This is a genomic window from Pseudomonas sp. GW821-FHT02C04 (assembly GCF_059421845.1).
In genome coordinates this window covers 729,241-746,175 of sequence record NZ_JBWKVT010000002.1, presented here as the reverse complement: position 1 = coordinate 746,175, position 16,935 = coordinate 729,241, and the positions used below count along the sequence as shown (strand labels likewise).

Below are 16,935 nucleotides of genomic sequence, written 5' to 3'. Positions count from 1 at the left end.
GTGCTTTGTCCCAGCGAAGGATGAAGTTCACGAGAGCGACAGACCTTGATTGCGCATTAGAACGCAGAACGCTCTCAACCCTGAAAAGGTCGTTTTATGACGAAATGGCTGCTGGCTGCCGGAGTCTTGATGCCGCTTTACAGCGCACAGGCTACACAGGATCCGGAAGCAGTGTACAACCGTGTTTGTGGTGCCTGTCATTCCGGCCAACTACCCATGGCGCCCAGAAGAGGCGATCAGGAAGCTTGGACGCCGAGGTTGGCGAAAGGTATGGAGACGCTGGTGCAACACGTGACCCAGGGTTTCAAGGCGATGCCGCCGCGTGGTTTGTGCATGGACTGCAGTGCCGAGGATTACCAGGCCATCATCCTCTGGATGAGCGGAAGTAAACCCGGTCCATAACTCTTAACCCTTAGCCGTAGTTGGATTAGCTGATGAACAAATTGATCGTGAGTCTGCTGTTGACCGTGGGAATCTCAGGCTTCGCCCATGCTGCCGGTGATGCCGCCGCAGGCCAGGCGAAAGCCGCCGTATGCGGGGCCTGCCATGGCCCGGATGGCAACAGCATGGCGCCAAACTTTCCAAAACTGGCCGGACAGGGCGAACGCTACCTGACCAAGCAGTTGCACGACATCAAGTCGGGCAAGCGCACCGTTCTGGAAATGACCGGACTGCTGACCAACCTGAGCGATCAGGATCTGTCCGACATCGCTGCCTACTTCGCCAGCCAGAAAGGCAGCGTCGGCGCCGCCGATCCGAAGATCGTCGCTCGCGGTGAAGCCCTGTTCCGTGGCGGCAACCTGGAAAAAGGCCTGCCAGCCTGCACCGGTTGCCACTCGCCGAACGGCGCTGGCAACGCAGCCGCCGGTTTCCCGCATCTGGGTGGCCAACACGCTCAATACATCGCCAAGCAACTGACCGATTTCCGCAAGGAAGAAGCCGGCCGCAGCAACGACGGCGATGCCATGACCATGCGCACCATCGCTCGCAAGCTCAGCGATGAAGACATCGCCGCGGTCTCCAGCTACATCCAGGGCCTGCACTAAGACCGGGCCTGCGATGGTGATTCGAGCGTTGCGTGCGAAGGACAGCGCCTGCCACGTTAACGCTCGATTAATCCGTTGCATGAAGTATAAAAAGGGTGGCTTTGGCCGCCCTTTTTTGTGGCCGCTGCCGTTACACTACAGAACTCATGCCCGCCAGGATCTGTCTGAAAACAGCTCGCGCGAGGCGACCCAATTTGCCCAGGAGTAAAGCATGCGTAATCTGATCATCAGCGCCGCCCTCGTCGCTGCCAGCCTGTTCGGCGTGACGACCCAGGCCGCCGAAGCACCTGCCGCCCCGTACGTCGAACTGAGCAACCCGGTACCGGTTGCCGTGCCTGGCAAGATCGAAGTGGTGGAGCTGTTCTGGTACGGCTGCCCGCACTGCTACGCCTTCGAACCCGTGATCAATCCGTGGGTTGAAAAACTGCCTTCCGACGTCAACTTCGTGCGCATTCCTGCCATGTTCGGCGGCCCGTGGGACGCTCACGGTCAAATGTTCCTGACCCTGGAAGCCATGGGTGTCGAGCACAGTGTTCACGCAGCCGTGTTCAACGCGATCCAGAAAGAACACAAGAAGCTGACCGACAAGAACGACATGGCCGACTTCCTCGCCACCCAAGGCGTAGACAAGGACAAGTTCCTGGCCACCTTCGACTCCTTCGCCATCAAGGGCCAGATCATCAAGGCTCGCGAACTGGCCAAGAAGTATGAAATCTCCGGCGTTCCAACCATGATCGTCAACGGCAAATACCGCTTCGACATCGGCTCCGCCGGTGGTGCTGAAGAAGCTCTGAAACTGGCAGACCAACTGGTCGCCAAAGAGCGAGCGACCAACAAGGCAGCCGCCAACTAAGCGCGGCAATCGCCATGCGCCGCTGGGGCACCGAACGTCTCGTTGGCCTGCATGATCCGCAGGTCAACGAGCATCACCTGGAATCCACGGGCCTGCCCGCAGACAGTCGTTTGCGCTTGCTCAGCTTCAATATCCAGGTCGGCATCAGTACCGAGCGTTATCGGCACTACCTGACCCGCAGCTGGCAGCATCTGCTGCCGCACCCCGGGCGCTCCGGCAATCTGCAAAAGATCGGCAATCTGCTCGGCGACTTCGACCTGGTCGCCCTGCAGGAAGCCGATGGCGGCAGCCTGCGTTCAGGCTACGTCAATCAGGTCGAACACCTGGCCCACCTCGGCGCCTTCCCCTACTGGTATCAACAACTCAATCGCAACCTCGGCCGGCTGGCCCAGCACAGCAACGGTGTGCTCAGTCGCCTGCGTCCGTGGGCGATCGAAGACCACCCGCTGCCGGGGCCGAAAGGTCGCGGGGCGATATTGGTGCGCTTTGGTGAAGGTCCGGAGGCGCTGGTGGTGGTGATGATGCACCTGGCGCTCGGCGCCCGGGTACGCACGATGCAACTGGCCTACATTCGCGAGCTGATCGGCGGCTACAAGCATCAGGTCCTGATGGGTGACATGAACACCCACGCCAGCGACCTGCTGCAACACTCGCCCTTGCGCGACCTCGGCCTGCTGGCCCCGCAACTAGAAGCGACGTTCCCCAGCTGGCGCCCCCAGCGCTGCCTGGACCATATTCTGCTCAGCCCGACCCTGACCCTGGAAAAGGTCGAAGTGCTGGCGCAACCGATTTCCGATCACCTGCCCGTCGCGGTAGAGATTCGTCTGCCGGGTTCGCTCACGGCCGATGCATTGCCCGCGTTGAGTCCTGCCCCTCGCGGAACGCCTGAATGAGCGACGAAGCCCAGCGCTGGAAAGAAAAATACCTCAAAAGCATCGAACAACAGGAAAAGCTCGAACGTCGATGGGACGCCCGGCTCGACCTGCTGCGCCGCGGCCTGGTGCGCAGCACCCTGGCGGCAGAAGGCACCGACCGCGTCGTCGACCAATGCATGAAAGAAATGCGCGACGTGGTGCGCACCGACGACATGGATGCCGGCCTCGCCGCCCTGTTGCCACGCCTTGAAAAAGCCGTGCTCGACTCCGAACAGCGTCGTGAAACCCGAATCAATCAAGTCAGCACCGCCCTGAACTCGCTGGTGACTCAGCTGCAATCGCTGCCCCTGCCACGAGAAGTCGCCCAGCCACTGAAGAAATTCGCCAAGCAGCTGGATGGCCGGGTCAGTCAGGCGCGGGAAATGCCGCTGCTGCTCAGCGAACTCAGCGGCTTGCAGGGCAAGGCCCTGAGCCAACTGGAGACGCCGGCGGAACCGGGACGTCCGGGATTGTTGCAGCGCCTGTTCGGCAGTCGCGACAGCGAGGAAACGCCCGCACCGGTGGCTCAGCCTGCCGTGGTTTCTCCAGCCGCTCAACCAGAACAACCGCCCGCCGCGCCTGAAAGCGCGCCTATGCCAGAAGCACCTGTCGCAATCGCCGAACCGGCAGCCATTGCGACCGTCAGCGAAACACCGGTCTCCGCACCTCTGGTCGCGCCACTGCAAGCTTCAGTACCCGCACCACTATCAACACCCGAGCCTGTTGCAGAGCCGGAAGTGGTTGCCTTCGAGCCTGCCCGGATCCTCACAGAAGCTGTTCCGGCTCCCAGCGAACCGGAACCCTCCGAGCCAGAACCCGAGCCGCAAGCCTTCACGCCACCTCCGGTCTTCGCGCCAGCAACACCGGCGGCCTTCAACCCTGACGAACTGATCCACCCCGGCGACAATCCGCTCCCGGTCATCCTCGACAGCCTGCCCTTGCCCGAACCAATCGCGCAGGCATTGGCGGCCATCGATCCGGAGCAATCCGAGCAAGACATTCTGTATGCCTTGCCGGACTCGCCCGAACCGTCCTACAGCTCGGTGGCCAAACACATCGAAGACACGCTGATCGGCCTGCTGGACGATCTGACCTTGCCGGAACGCCATCGCCCGCAAGCCGAGGCCATGCGCGATCGACTGAAACATGGCCTCAACTGGTACGAATTGCTACCGATCCTCGACGATCTGGCGACCTTGATGCTGGCCATCACCGACAGCGGCCAGCACGAGTTCGAAGCCTATCTGCAACAACTCAACGAACGCCTCGAAGCGTTCCAGAGCAACCTGCAGGCCGCCAGCGAAGGTCATGCCGACAACAGCTCCGCGGCGCGGGCGATGGACACGCAGATCCGTGAACAGGTCGATGGCCTGCAGAACAGCGTGCAGGAAGCGGCGGATCTGAACGACCTCAAGCAGGTACTGGAAAACCATCTCGAAGGCCTGCTCGGTACGATGGACCAGCACCAGAAACAGCGTGACGCCCGTGAGCAGGAAGTGGCCGGACGCCTGAAAAGCCTGGCCGAGCGCGTGGCGCACATGGAACAGGAAGCCCTTGGTTACCGCGAACACCTCGAAGAGCAGCGCCAGAAAGCCCTGATCGATCCGCTCACCGGCCTGCCCAACCGCGCCGCCTGGAGCGAGCGACTCGACCACGAAATCGCCCAATGGCAGCAGCACGGCAACACCTTGAGCCTGGCGATGCTCGACCTCGATCACTTCAAACGGATCAATGACAACTACGGGCATCTGGCCGGCGACAAGGTGTTGAAGATCATCGCCACGGTACTGCGCAAGCGCCTGCGCGGCAGCGATTTCATTGCCCGCTTCGGCGGTGAGGAGTTCGTCCTGCTGCTGCCGGCAACCCCGCCGGCCGTCGGCGCCAAACTGCTGGAAACCCTGCGCGCCTCCATCGAGGCCTGCCCGTTCCACTTCAAGGGTGAGCGAGTCACGATCACTATTTCCATGGGGCTGGCGGCGTTCAGGCCGGGAGAACACAGCGATCTGGTGCTCAAAAGAGCCGATCAGGCGCTGTATCGGGCCAAAAACGCGGGTCGCAACCGAGTGGAGCTGGGCTGAAGACAATTGTTCCATTTCATTTAAATCAGCCCTTTTGCCGTTCGCGTGCAAGTCAGTACGTTACACTGTTGCATTATCGACTTGCGTGTACTGCCATGAAATTCCTTGCTCTCATCGCGTCGCTGCTCGTTCTGGCCGGTTGTGCCAGCGGCCCGCGCTACGACACCAGCCACCCTTCCGCCAATCACGACAGCCGCGCGCAGTTCGTGATCGTGCATTACACCTCCGCCTCCCTCGAGCGTTCGCTGCAACTGCTGACCCACGGTGAAGTCAGCAGCCACTACCTGATCGGCGACGACAAGAACGGCACGATCTACAAGCTGATGGATGAAAATCTGCGTGCCTGGCATGCCGGCGAAAGCGAATGGCAAGGTCGTACCTGGCTCAACTCAAGCTCGATCGGCATCGAAATTGTGAACCCCGGCTTCAAGGACACTCCGACCGGGCGCATTTGGTACCCGTACAGTGAAGCCCAGGTGCAGTCGCTGATCGTGTTGCTCAAAGACATCAGCAAACGCAACGGCATCAGCCCGGACCACATCATCGGTCACAGCGATATCGCACCGTTGCGCAAGCTTGATCCGGGCCCGTTGTTCCCGTGGAAGCGCCTGGCCGCCGAAGGTCTTGGGCTGTGGCCCGATGAGCAAGCGGTAGCCCGCCAGCAAGTGCGATTTGAAGTGGAGCTACCAAGCATCAGCTGGTTCCAGGCGCAACTGGCACGCCTGGGCTACGCAACGCCGCAGAACGGTGAGCTGGACGTGGCGACCCGCCATGTACTCGCAGCCTTCCAGATGCACTTCCGCCCTTCCCGCTTCGACGGTACTCCGGATGCGCAAACGGCAGCCTTGCTGTTGGTGCTGAATCAGACAAAATAATGACGCCCGCCCGACGGTCAGGGCGAAAGTGCAATCAGCAGCTATAACTCATTGGTAATTCTTCGGATATCCATATGGTTGCTACCCGAGAGACGCTGCGTAGCTGGTTTTATCGTCCGTGGTTTCTGGCGATGCTGGCGGCTGTCCTCAGTGCGGGCCTGCTGATCACCGGCGGACTGTTCGTCGCCATGCATCAGGTCGAACAAAACGAAAGCCAGGAAATGAACGCCCAGGGCGAGCGCTTCCTCGCCCGCCTTGAACAATTGTTCGGCCAGTTGCGTGAAAGCCTCGACGACCTCGAGGCCCAACCCCTGCGCAGCTGCGACGAAGAGATGATCGCCACGCTGCAGCAAGTGACCTTCAACTATCGCTTCGTCTATGAAGCCGCCTACATGGACGCCTCGCGGATCTGCTCCAACCGTCCGCGCCAGGAAGGCCTTTCAGGCGCACGCCCTCCCGACATCAAGGGCCCGACCTACAGCTACTGGCTGAACACCACCACCGAACCCGATGAAAATCGCGCGGCGCTGATGCTCGGGCGCGGCAACTTTCGCGTGGCCACCTCACGCGGGCATCTGACCGATATGGTCGATCTGTCCCCCGGCAGCAGCCTGCTGGTGGTGCTGGACCATGGCAGCCGGGCGATTCCGGTGCTCGGCGTGCCACAGACATGGCCGCCCACCGAGCCATGGCCTCCAAAGAGTCTGGACGCCCTGCAAGTCACCCAGAGCCATCTGATCTATCGCATGCCCACCGACAACCCGGAATACCAGCTGGTGCTGATTACCCCGCGCACCGGCATGCACATCCCCGAGCTCTGGTGGTGGATGGTGCCGGTCTGTCTGCTGCTGGGCGTGCTGGTCGGGCTCACGGTGTTCTGGCTGGTGCGTCAGCATCAATCACTGGATGCCGAACTGCACGGTGCGATCCGCCGCGGCGAATTACAGGTGCTGTACCAGCCGATCTTCGACCTCGACAGCCGCAACTGCGTCGGCGCCGAAGCCTTGCTGCGCTGGCGCCGGCCGGACGGTACGCTGACCAGTCCCGACCTGTTTATCCCGATGGCGGAAAACACCGGGCAAATCCGCCAGATGACCGATTTCGTCCTCCAGCGACTGCTGGAGCAACTGGGTCAATTGCTGCGAGCCAATCCGCAGTTGTACATCTCGGTGAACCTGGCCGCGTGCGACGTGATGGTTCCGCGTATCGGCCAAGTCATGGCGCGGCTGCTGACGCTACACCGGGTGGCGGCGCGACAGATAGCCTTTGAAGTGACCGAGCGCGGCCTGATCGATGTGGTGGTGGCTCGGGAAAACCTGCAAGCGCTGCGCGATGTCGGCCACCAAGTGCTGATCGACGATTTCGGCACCGGCTATTGCAGCCTCGCCTACCTGCAAACCCTGCCGGTGGATTGCCTGAAAATCGACAAGGCGTTCATCGATGCGCTCGGCCATGACGCCGCCAGCAGCGGCGTGGCGCCGCACATCATTCACATGGCTCAGGCACTGGATCTGAAAGTGATCGCCGAAGGTATCGAATATGAATCCCAGGCGGCGCTGCTCAGCAGCGAAGGCGTGAAGTTCGGCCAGGGCTGGCTGTTCGCTCACGCCTTGAGCGCCGTGCAATTCATCGAGCTGATCACCCGTGGACGGCGTCTCGCCGGCCGCCGAATGGATGACGAGGCCTAGACCGCCAACGCCATGTAGAACTGCGTGCCCTGCCCCGGCCGCGAATAGACGCCCATCCGCCCGCCGTGCAACTGAACGATTTCCTTGCACAGCGCCAGCCCGAGCCCGGCTCCGCCCTTCTTGCGCCCGACCTGAACGAACGGTTCGAAGATCCGCCCTTGCTGGCCGTAGGCAATACCTTCGCCATTGTCCTCGACGCTGATGATCACCCGCTCGCCATGCCGACGCGCCTGCAAACGGATCAGCCCGTCGCGGGCGGTATGGCGCAAGGCGTTGTCGATGAGGTTGTCCAGGACTCGATCCAGCTGGGCCTGATCGGCCTGCAGGCGCGGCAACGGGCCTTGCACCTCAATGTTCAACGCAACGCCCTTCTGCGCTGCCGAGTCGGCGAAACGCGATTGCGCCTGGGCCAGCAAATCCTCGATGGAACACGGCGCCAGCGCGAGTTTCTGCAGGCCGCTCTGGTAGCGCGAAAAATTCAGCAGATCGTTGATCAGCTGCATCAAGCGCTGCATCTCTTCATTGACGGTGTCGAGCAGATCGGACTCACGGGACTCCGCCGGAAACTTCGCCCGCTCGCGAAACAGCCCGAACGCCATATGCATGCCGGTCACGGGCGTGCGCAGTTCGTGTGATGCACGCAACACGAATTCGCTGCGCACCCGCTCGAAGGCCCGCTGCTCGGTGACGTCGTGCAACACCATCACCGCGCCGAGGATATGCCCCTGAGTGTGGCTGACCGGGGTCAGGCTGTAGGTCAGCAGTCGCGACTCGCCATCGACTTCGATGCTCAAATCTTCCGGCGCGCGCTCTAGAGTGCCGCCGCGCAGCACCAGTTGCAGCTGCGCATCCAGTTCCGGACGCTGGAGCGCCGTGCCCAAGCCTTCGCCGAAACGGTCGCTGTCCCAGCCCAATTGTCGCTGGGCCACCGGGTTCAAGTGCTCCAGATGCCCCTGGCGGTCGATCATCAGCAAGCCGTCATCGATACTGTCGAGCACGGCCTGCAATCGTTGCTGTCCGGCCAGCAACTCATCGACATTGGTCGCCTGATGTTCACGCAGCGCTTCGGCCATCAGCCCGAAACGCCGGGTCAGCAGGTTGATTTCCATGGCCGAGGACACCGGCAGGGTCACTTCGAAGTTGCCCTGGCCGATGTTGTCCGCCGCTTTCGCCAGTGCCTCGATCGGCGCACCGAACCGACGAGCGATCCCCTGGGCAGTGATGAAGCCGATGATCAGTACAGCCAGCCCCACCAACCCCAGCAGGCCGGCGATCAGCAGCGCCCGGTCGCGGGCGGCGTGTTGCACGGCGTTGATGTTATCCAGTGCGTGCTTGTGCTCGGCGATCAGACCGTTGCGCAGGGTGTTGAAGCGCTCGCGCAAGTCGCCACCGCCACTCAGGGCTGCGCCCGGATTGCGCGACACGTCGAACGCCTGAAGGAAGCTCAGGTAATCGGCCTTGGCCTGACTGAATCCGTATTGGCGGTCGTCGTCTTTCTGCTCTTGGGCGATGCCTTCGTCGAGCAGCTCGAAGTAATGCTGCTTCGACGCTTCGAAGGCGGCTGGATCGGGCTTCTCGGCGAGCATCATGATCAGTTGATCGCCCAGGGTCTGGCGCAGCTTGAGCCCCAGATCGAGGGTGACGAAGTTGTTGCGGATCAACGCCTCCTGAGTCCCGGCCATTTGCATCACGCTGACCAGCCCGAGCATCAGCCCGAGCAAGGCCACGGTGATCAGCGCGGAAATGCTCAGGAACAAGCGGGTCCGCAACTTCATCGCCAGTTTCATCGGCGCACGCTCACAAGTTGTACTGCTTGCGCTTGCGATACAGGGTCGAGGCGTCGATCCCCAGAGTCTTGGCCGCCTGGTCGAGAGTACCGGCGGTCGCCAGCACTGCGCCGATGTGAGCCTTTTCCAACTCGTCGAGGCTTAGGGCCGCGCCGACCCGGGGCGCATTGTTGGCAGGCTGTTCGGCCATGCCGAGGTGGCTGATTTCCACGCGCTCCTGCGGGCAAATGATGCTCGCCCGCTCGACCACGTTGCGCAGCTCGCGGATGTTGCCGGGCCAGCGATAACCCAGCAGGGCTTCCCGGGCTTCATCGCTGAAACCCCGGGCCGGACGCGCATATTCCTTCACGAAACGGGCAAGGAAACGGTCGGCCAGGGTCAGGATGTCTTCGGCCCGTTCGCGCAGCGGCGGCAGATGCAGGGTGATGACGTTCAGTCGATAAAGCAGGTCTTCGCGGAAACGTCCGTCGCGCACCATGTCTTCAAGATTGAGGTTGGTGGCTGCAAGGATGCGCACATCGGCGCGCCGGGTGACCGGATCCCCTACCCGCTCGTATTCCTTGTCCTGGATGAAACGCAGCAACTTGGGTTGCAATGTCAGCGGAAAATCGCCGATCTCGTCGAGAAACAGTGTTCCGCCGTCTGCCTGGTTGACCCGGCCCAACGTACTTTCACTGGCCCCGGTGAACGCGCCGCGACTGTGACCGAACAGCTCGCTTTCCATCAGTTCGGCGGTCAGCGACGGGCAATTGATGGTGACGCAGGATTTTTTCTCGCGCTTGCTCCAGCCGTGAATGGCCCGGGCCAGTTCACCTTTACCGGTGCCGGACTCGCCGAGAATCAGGATATTAGCGTCGGTGCTCGCCACTTGCCGCGCCGTTTCCAGTACGACTTTCATCGCCGGGCTGTGGGAATCGAGACCGTCCCTGGGTTTGCGGATCTCGCCTTCGAGGGCTTCCAGACGCGCCGAAAGCTGACGTACTTCGAGCTGCTTGGCGGTGGCCAGACGCAACTGGTCAGGGCTGCACGGCTTGACCAGATAGTCGGCGGCGCCCGCCTGAATCGCGTCCACCGCCGTGTCGACGGCCGAATGAGCGGTGACGATCACCACCCGCATCCACGGCGCCTGAATGCGCATCTGCGCCAGCACGTCGAGACCGTTGTCTTCACCCAGACGCAGATCAAGGAAGCACAGATCGAACACCTGACGCTGCAACAACGCGTCAGCCTGGGCCGCGCTGTTGGCGGTGGCGACGGTATAACCCTCGTCTTCGAGGCAGTAACGGAAGGTTCGCAGGATGGCGGATTCATCGTCCACCAGCAGAATGCGGCCTTGGTGCTCAGTGGCTGATTCCATTTTTCCTACGCTCCATAAGTGAATGTCTTGGTTTAGTCCCGGAAAAATCGGGCAAGTTGCATGGTTGATTCTGATCGATTCCAGTCATAGCAGGGTAGCTCTCTCCTGCCCTCACGGCTAATCCACTGAATTTGTTGAATTTTTAAACAATCAGCGTTTTTCAGGCATTTGCCTGCATCCTTTTCTGACATCCGCACCCTGCCCTCAATTCAAAAAGAATGATTTCTCCTACGAAACAATCGTGCATTACGCACGACCTTGGCGGAGCCATCGTGCAGGATGCGTCGTCAGGATTTTTCACGACATCTATAACTATCTGATTTTATTAGTTTTTTTTAAACAAAAAAGCTGGCATGCAGGCTGCAATACCTCTCTCAGCCCGGGCAGATATGCACTGCCCTAACCGAATAAGAGTGAGGAACCCAGGATGACTCGCCAACGTGCCGCCCAAATGCGTATTTCGCCACTGCATCTGCAGCAGGCCTTGTTTGGCGCACTTGCGCTGCTGATCACTCTGATCGCCTGCCAGCAATACCTGCGCTGGGAACAGAGTCAGCAACCTGAGCCCCTGATTTCGATGCAGCACGCGACACAAACGCACTTCAGCGCCGTCAGCAGCCAGGCCGATAGCGGCGCGATGCGCATGATGGATGTCGACCAGCCACAACCCCTGGGCGACATACCACGCGAAGAACGCTGGGTTTTCTGATCAACGAATCTGGGCGCCCCCGCGCCGAGACCGGCAACACCCCTAAATAGAAACAAGGAGAATCACCATGTTGAGCTGGGCAATCACATTCCTGATCATTGCCATCATCGCTGCAGTACTGGGCTTCGGTGGTATCGCGGGCACCGCCACGGGTATCGCCAAGATTCTCTTTGTCGTGTTCCTGGTGATGTTCATCGCCTCGTTCTTCTTTGGCCGTCGCGGCCGAGGTTGACCATGAGTGCTTTAAAGACACTGGCAGCCGCCCTGCTCCTGGGCGGCAGTGCCATGGCGATGGCGGCCAATGATGGCCAGGCGCGGGTCAACGAACTGTTGAGTTCCGACCCGCACTACAGGGAAACCTGGGAAGGCGTGGTGAAGAAGGAAGAACGCCTGCCGGAATGGGTGATGAACCTTTCCGGTACGCCGGACCAACAGATGAATGCCGTCACTGAAGACGGCGACAAGTACCTGGTCGGGCCGCTCTGCGAATCGCAGGACAAGTGCCTCAACCACCGCTTGATCGTCGCGTTCAGCTTCGACAAGAAACACGCTTACGCCATGCTGGTCGATGTGCCCGAAGGACTGCCGGCCGACAAGTCGCCAACGCGACATGCGACCTACCGCTTCCTCGGAAAACCCGATCAGGGCATGCAGGATCTGTTGATGGAAACGCTGAAGAAAGATCCGAACTGGTATTGAACATGAGGGCAGCAACGCGCTGCCTTCCATTGCGCCCGCCCGAGGAAGGCCGGCGCATGACCAGGGGGCCGGGACGTTCTGACTGTTGCAGGGTCGGAGTGACCTACGGGTACAGGGAGTGCCTGCGATGAGGGCCGGGTCAGGGTAAAAGCTGCGACGCAAGTTCGCCAACCCGGGGTGGTTCGACGGGCTTGCGCTGAGCTTTCAAAGTGACAAAACATTGATCCAGAGCGTTCTGCTCATCTTTTTATCGCTCACACTGCGCGCGAAAAGCGTTTCGCGGTGTTTCGTCGCGACCGTATATCGAGAAAGAGTCGATTGAGCCAGTCGGACTTTTAGTTTCCAAACGTAGGCTTTTTCCTAAATTTTTCGTCGAAATCACTCGTTCAAAAAATAACCAACCTACGCTGTAATGGCCGGTTCACGGCACTTATGCCTGCTGAAATGTCGTATTCGAACCGGTTGGGACGCCAGTTTCATTTAAAAAAGCTCATGCCGATTCGGCATAGGGTAGGCGTTTACGGCATTAGACGGCGCAACCTTGCATCGGAATAGTTGCGCCTTTTTTCGCCTGCCGGAGAGCCGTAAACACGCGGCCCGGGGCACCTTATACGGAGGCAGATGCACAAACTTTTCCGCTAAAGAGCGTTCCAGTTCCTGCATGTGCCTGAGTCAAACGCAAGTAAGGGTAAAGATAATGAAGAAGGCAAAGCTTAGCCTCGCCTGGCAGATCCTCATCGGTCTGGTATTGGGGATTGCAATCGGTGCGTTGCTCAACCATTTCAGTGCCGAGAAGGCCTGGTGGATCAGCAACGTCCTGCAACCGGCAGGCGATATCTTTATCCGTCTGATCAAGATGATCGTGATCCCGATCGTCATCTCTTCCCTGATCGTCGGCATCGCCGGCGTGGGCGACGCCAAGAAGCTCGGGCGCATCGGCCTGAAGACCATCATCTACTTCGAAATCGTCACCACCATCGCCATCGTCGTCGGCCTGCTGCTGGCCAACCTGTTCCATCCGGGTGCCGGCATCGACATGAGCACCCTGGGCACTGTGGATATCTCCAAGTACCAGGCGACCGCCGCCGAAGTACAGCATGAACACGCGTTCATCGAGACCATCCTCAACCTGATCCCGTCGAACATCTTCGCGGCCATGGCCCGCGGCGAAATGCTGCCGATCATCTTCTTCTCCGTGCTGTTCGGCCTCGGTCTGTCGAGCCTGCAGTCGGACCTGCGCGAGCCGCTGGTGAAGATGTTCCAGGGCGTCTCGGAAAGCATGTTCAAAGTCACCCACATGATCATGAACTACGCGCCAATTGGTGTGTTCGCTCTGATCGCGGTGACCGTAGCCAACTTCGGTTTCGCCTCGCTGCTGCCGCTGGCCAAACTGGTGATCCTGGTTTACGTCGCCATCGCCTTCTTCGCCTTCGTGATTCTGGGCCTGATCGCCAAGATGTTCGGTTTCTCGGTGATCAAGCTGATGCGCATCTTCAAGGATGAGCTGGTCCTGGCTTACTCCACCGCTTCCTCGGAAACCGTGCTGCCACGCGTGATCGAGAAGATGGAAGCCTACGGCGCACCGAAAGCCATCTGCAGCTTCGTGGTGCCGACCGGTTACTCGTTCAACCTCGACGGTTCGACCCTGTACCAGTCCATCGCGGCGATCTTCATTGCCCAGCTGTACGGCATCGACCTGTCGATCAGCCAGCAACTGCTGCTGGTCCTGACCCTGATGGTTACCTCCAAAGGCATCGCCGGCGTACCGGGCGTGTCCTTCGTGGTCCTGCTGGCCACTCTGGGCAGCGTCGGTATTCCGCTGGAAGGCCTGGCGTTCATCGCCGGTGTCGACCGTGTGATGGACATGGCGCGTACCGCCCTGAACGTGATCGGCAACGCCCTGGCGGTACTGGTCATCGCCCGTTGGGAAGGCATGTACGACGACGCGAAAGGCCAGCGCTACTGGAACTCGCTGCCGCACTGGCGCAGCAAGGAAAAACTGCCGGCCGGTGACGTTTCCAAGAACTGATCCCCGCCCGCAAGGCACCCTGACAAACCCCGGAGAAATCCGGGGTTTGTCGTTTCTGGCGACCCCGCTATCATTCGCCGCATCTTCCGGGGGATTTGACTGATGCTTAATGGCCTGTGGCTTGGCTTCTTCATCGTGGCAGCCGTTTCGGCGCTGGGGCAATGGCTGATCGGCGGCAACGCCGGGATCTTCGCGGCGATGGTGGAAAGCATCTTTGCCATGGCCAAGCTGTCGGTCGAAGTCATGGTGCTGCTGTTCGGCACGCTGACCCTGTGGCTGGGCTTCCTGCGCATCGCCGAGAAGGCCGGCATCGTTGAATGGCTGGCCAAAGCGCTGGGCCCGCTGTTCCTGCGACTGATGCCGGAAGTGCCGGCGGGGCATCCTGCAATCGGCCTGATCACCCTGAACTTTGCTGCCAATGGCCTGGGCCTGGACAACGCCGCCACGCCAATTGGCCTCAAAGCCATGAAGGCGCTACAGGAACTCAACCCCAGCTCGACCATCGCCAGCAACGCGCAGATCCTGTTCCTGGTGCTCAACGCCTCGTCCCTGACCCTGCTGCCGGTGACGATATTCATGTACCGCGCCCAGCAAGGCGCGCCGGACCCGACGCTGGTGTTCCTGCCGATCCTGCTGGCCACCAGTTGCTCGACCATCGTCGGCTTCCTGTCGGTGGCGTTCATGCAGCGCCTGCGGGTCTGGGACCCGGTGGTGCTGGCTTACCTGATTCCCGGCGCGCTGATCCTCGGCGGCTTCATGGCGCTGCTGGCGACGATGTCGGCCACGGCACTGGCGGGGCTGTCGTCGATCCTTGGCAACCTGACGCTGTTCGGTCTGATCATGCTGTTCCTGTTGATCGGCGCATTGCGCAAGGTGAAGGTCTACGAGGCCTTTGTCGAAGGCGCGAAGGAAGGTTTCGACGTCGCCAAGAACCTGCTGCCGTATCTGGTGGCGATGCTCTGCGCGGTGGGCGTATTGCGCGCATCGGGCGCGCTGGACTTCGGCCTCGACGGCATTCGCCATCTGGTGGAGTGGGCAGGGTGGGACACGCGCTTCGTCGATGCGCTGCCGACCGCGATGGTCAAACCGTTCTCCGGCAGCGCCGCCCGGGCGATGCTCATCGAAACGATGAAGACCTCGGGCGTGGACAGCTTCCCGGCGCTGGTGGCCGCGACGATCCAGGGCAGCACCGAGACCACGTTCTACGTGCTGGCGGTGTACTTCGGCGCCGTGGGCATCCAGCGCGCCCGGCATGCCGTCGGTTGCGCGCTGCTGGCCGAACTGGCCGGTGTGCTCGGCGCTATCGGCGTCTGCTACTGGTTCTTCGGCTGAGACTCAGGGCCGGGCGGTCGGCACGACCTTCTGGCCTTGTTCCACCGCCCACGCCACCACCTTCGCCGTCAGCCGGTCACTGGCCTGACCGAATCCGGCCACCACCGCCGGGACTTTCACATCACTCAATGGCTGGCGCTCTTCAAAGCGGCGGCTCGCGAGAATGCGCTGGTCATAACCGCGCACCAGCAACGCATCCACCCGCACCACGACGCTGGCCTGGGTGCCTTGATACTCGGTCTGAAACGCCTGCAGGCTGCCGCCCAGTTCCAGGTCCGCCTGGAAGTTGCTGTCATCGGTACTCAACAGCGACACCCGGCCGTCACGCTGGAAACCATCGAGCAACCGATTACGCACCAGCACTGGCGCCGGATCGCTCCAGCGCGAGGCCTTATAGGTGCTGATCACGTCACCCTGAGGAATCACCGCGATGCCCGGCCGGTTTAGCGCTTCGCTGGCCTGCAATTTGTTCAGACGCAGCGACCAGTGCTGAGTCGCCGTCGAACTGGCCGAGGCGGGCGCCTGTGCTGCCGGCAAGCGGTAGACGTCCAGCGGTTCGGACTTGGGCAGGATCGAGCACGCGCCGATCAGCGAAAGGCCAGCGAGGAGGAGGGCGAGGCGAGTCAGCTTCATGGCGTGAACTCCTTGTTCTTGTCACTGCCCAGCAGGTAACCGCTGGGGTTGGCCTCCAGACGTTGAGAAATGGCCCGCAGCGAGGACAGGGTTTCACGCAGTTCACGCACGGCCGGCGCCAGGCCGTTGAGGCCCTGCATGCCGCTGTCGAGGGAATTCTGATTCTTGCTGAGCAAGCCGTTGATGGTGGCGCTGCTCTGTTCCAGCGACTTCATCGCCTGCTCGGCGCTGCCCAGAGCCTGCTTGCCCTGATCGTTGAGCAGGCCGTTGGCGTTGCGCATCAGCAGCGACGTTTGTTCGAGCATGCTGCCGGCCTGTTTGCCGACGGTCGCCAGTTGCTGCATGGCCTGGCGCAAATCGCCGCGCTGATCGTTGATCGAACCGGTGGTCTGTTCCAGATGGGCCAGGGTCTGGCTCACGCGCTCGATGTTTTCGCTGGAGAACATCTGGTTGGCGTTGCTGAGCAGGGTACTGATCCCGCTCATCAGATCGTTACTGTCATTGAGCAGCCGCGAGATAGGCGAGGGCGAGGCGACAATGGTCGGCAGGTTGCCGTCCTTGCCGCGCAGTTTCGGGCTCTCTGGCGTGCCGCCGCTGAGCTGGATGATCGAAGTCCCGGTGATCCCGGCCAGCGCCAGTTTGGCCAGGGTGTCTTCCTTGACCGGCGTGTCGCCACCGAGGCGAATCCGCGCCAGCACCCGGCGCGGGTCCTGCGGATCGAGCCGCAGACTGACCACATCGCCGACCTTGATCCCGCTGTACTGCACCGGACTGCCCCGGGACAGGCCGCTGACCGCCTCGTTGAAGACGATTTCGTAATCCTTGAACTCGGTGTCGACGCTGGATTTGGCCAGCCACAGACCGAAGAGCAGGGCACCGGCCACCACAATCACCGTGAACAGGCCGATCAACACATGATGGGCTCGGGTTTCCAT

General features: G+C 61.1%; 16 protein-coding genes. 12 read left to right on the top strand and 4 right to left on the bottom strand.

Going from position 1 to position 16,935, the window contains the following annotated elements:
* Positions 1–96 precede the first annotated feature (96 nt).
* From AC07VV_RS11565 to AC07VV_RS11535, 7 genes are all read left to right on the top strand, one after another.
* Positions 97–402, top strand: coding sequence for a c-type cytochrome (locus AC07VV_RS11565; RefSeq protein ID WP_085713044.1), 306 nt, complete (start codon positions 97–99; stop codon positions 400–402).
* 32 nt (positions 403–434) lie between these two features.
* Positions 435–1,046 (top strand): c-type cytochrome, encoded by a 612-nt coding sequence (locus tag AC07VV_RS11560; RefSeq protein ID WP_169428253.1) that lies wholly within the window; start codon positions 435–437, stop codon positions 1,044–1,046.
* A 211-nt stretch (positions 1,047–1,257) separates the two neighbouring features.
* On the top strand, positions 1,258–1,899 hold the full coding sequence (locus tag AC07VV_RS11555; protein WP_495036290.1) for a thiol:disulfide interchange protein DsbA/DsbL: 642 nt from the start codon (positions 1,258–1,260) through the stop codon (positions 1,897–1,899).
* Between the two features lie 14 nt (positions 1,900–1,913).
* The gene (locus AC07VV_RS11550) at positions 1,914–2,792 is read left to right on the top strand and encodes an endonuclease/exonuclease/phosphatase family protein (protein ID WP_085713047.1); all 879 of its coding nucleotides are present in this window, start codon (positions 1,914–1,916) and stop codon (positions 2,790–2,792) included.
* A complete protein-coding gene (locus AC07VV_RS11545; protein WP_495036289.1) occupies positions 2,789–4,891 on the top strand; it encodes a GGDEF domain-containing protein in 2,103 nt (700 codons plus the stop codon). The genes AC07VV_RS11550 and AC07VV_RS11545 overlap by 4 nt, the downstream gene beginning before the upstream one ends.
* 95 nt (positions 4,892–4,986) lie before the next feature.
* The gene (locus AC07VV_RS11540; protein WP_495036288.1) at positions 4,987–5,766 is read left to right on the top strand and encodes an N-acetylmuramoyl-L-alanine amidase; all 780 of its coding nucleotides are present in this window, start codon (positions 4,987–4,989) and stop codon (positions 5,764–5,766) included.
* A gap of 74 nt (positions 5,767–5,840) precedes the next feature.
* Positions 5,841–7,454, top strand: a complete 1,614-nt coding sequence (locus AC07VV_RS11535) for an EAL domain-containing protein (RefSeq protein ID WP_495036287.1) — start codon at positions 5,841–5,843, stop codon at positions 7,452–7,454.
* On the opposite strand, the gene AC07VV_RS11530 is transcribed toward AC07VV_RS11535, so the two are convergent.
* Together AC07VV_RS11530 and algB are read right to left on the bottom strand one after the other, a co-directional pair.
* Positions 7,451–9,241 carry a KinB sensor domain-containing domain gene (locus AC07VV_RS11530; RefSeq protein ID WP_096822415.1) on the bottom strand — a complete coding sequence of 597 codons (1,791 nt, stop codon included), beginning with the start codon at positions 9,239–9,241 and terminating at the stop codon, positions 7,451–7,453. The two genes, AC07VV_RS11535 and AC07VV_RS11530, sit on opposite strands and share 4 nt — an antisense overlap.
* Before the next feature lie 10 nt (positions 9,242–9,251).
* Positions 9,252–10,598, bottom strand: a complete 1,347-nt coding sequence (gene algB, locus AC07VV_RS11525; RefSeq protein WP_096822414.1) for a sigma-54-dependent response regulator transcription factor AlgB — start codon at positions 10,596–10,598, stop codon at positions 9,252–9,254.
* A 427-nt stretch (positions 10,599–11,025) separates the two neighbouring features.
* Between algB and AC07VV_RS11520 the strand changes: the two genes are divergently transcribed.
* From AC07VV_RS11520 to AC07VV_RS11500, 5 genes are all read left to right on the top strand, one after another.
* Positions 11,026–11,307: a hypothetical protein gene (locus tag AC07VV_RS11520; protein WP_495036286.1), complete on the top strand. Its 282-nt coding sequence runs from the start codon at positions 11,026–11,028 to the stop codon at positions 11,305–11,307.
* A 67-nt stretch (positions 11,308–11,374) separates the two neighbouring features.
* On the top strand, positions 11,375–11,539 hold the full coding sequence (locus AC07VV_RS11515) for a DUF1328 domain-containing protein (protein WP_003177151.1): 165 nt from the start codon (positions 11,375–11,377) through the stop codon (positions 11,537–11,539).
* A 2-nt stretch (positions 11,540–11,541) separates the two neighbouring features.
* The gene (locus AC07VV_RS11510) at positions 11,542–12,006 is read left to right on the top strand and encodes an inhibitor of vertebrate lysozyme family protein (protein WP_096822412.1); all 465 of its coding nucleotides are present in this window, start codon (positions 11,542–11,544) and stop codon (positions 12,004–12,006) included.
* A gap of 697 nt (positions 12,007–12,703) precedes the next feature.
* The gene (gene gltP / locus AC07VV_RS11505; protein WP_011331769.1) at positions 12,704–14,035 is read left to right on the top strand and encodes a glutamate/aspartate:proton symporter GltP; all 1,332 of its coding nucleotides are present in this window, start codon (positions 12,704–12,706) and stop codon (positions 14,033–14,035) included.
* Between the two features lie 102 nt (positions 14,036–14,137).
* On the top strand, positions 14,138–15,367 hold the full coding sequence (locus AC07VV_RS11500) for a nucleoside recognition domain-containing protein (RefSeq protein WP_495036285.1): 1,230 nt from the start codon (positions 14,138–14,140) through the stop codon (positions 15,365–15,367).
* A 3-nt stretch (positions 15,368–15,370) separates the two neighbouring features.
* Here AC07VV_RS11500 and AC07VV_RS11495 read toward each other — a convergent pair whose 3' ends face one another.
* Both AC07VV_RS11495 and AC07VV_RS11490 read right to left on the bottom strand, forming a co-directional pair.
* Complete coding sequence (locus AC07VV_RS11495) at positions 15,371–16,000, bottom strand: ABC-type transport auxiliary lipoprotein family protein (RefSeq protein ID WP_495036284.1); 630 nt, start codon at positions 15,998–16,000, stop codon at positions 15,371–15,373.
* Complete coding sequence (locus AC07VV_RS11490) at positions 15,997–16,935, bottom strand: MlaD family protein (protein ID WP_249484364.1); 939 nt, start codon at positions 16,933–16,935, stop codon at positions 15,997–15,999. Before AC07VV_RS11490 ends, AC07VV_RS11495 begins: the two co-directional genes overlap by 4 nt.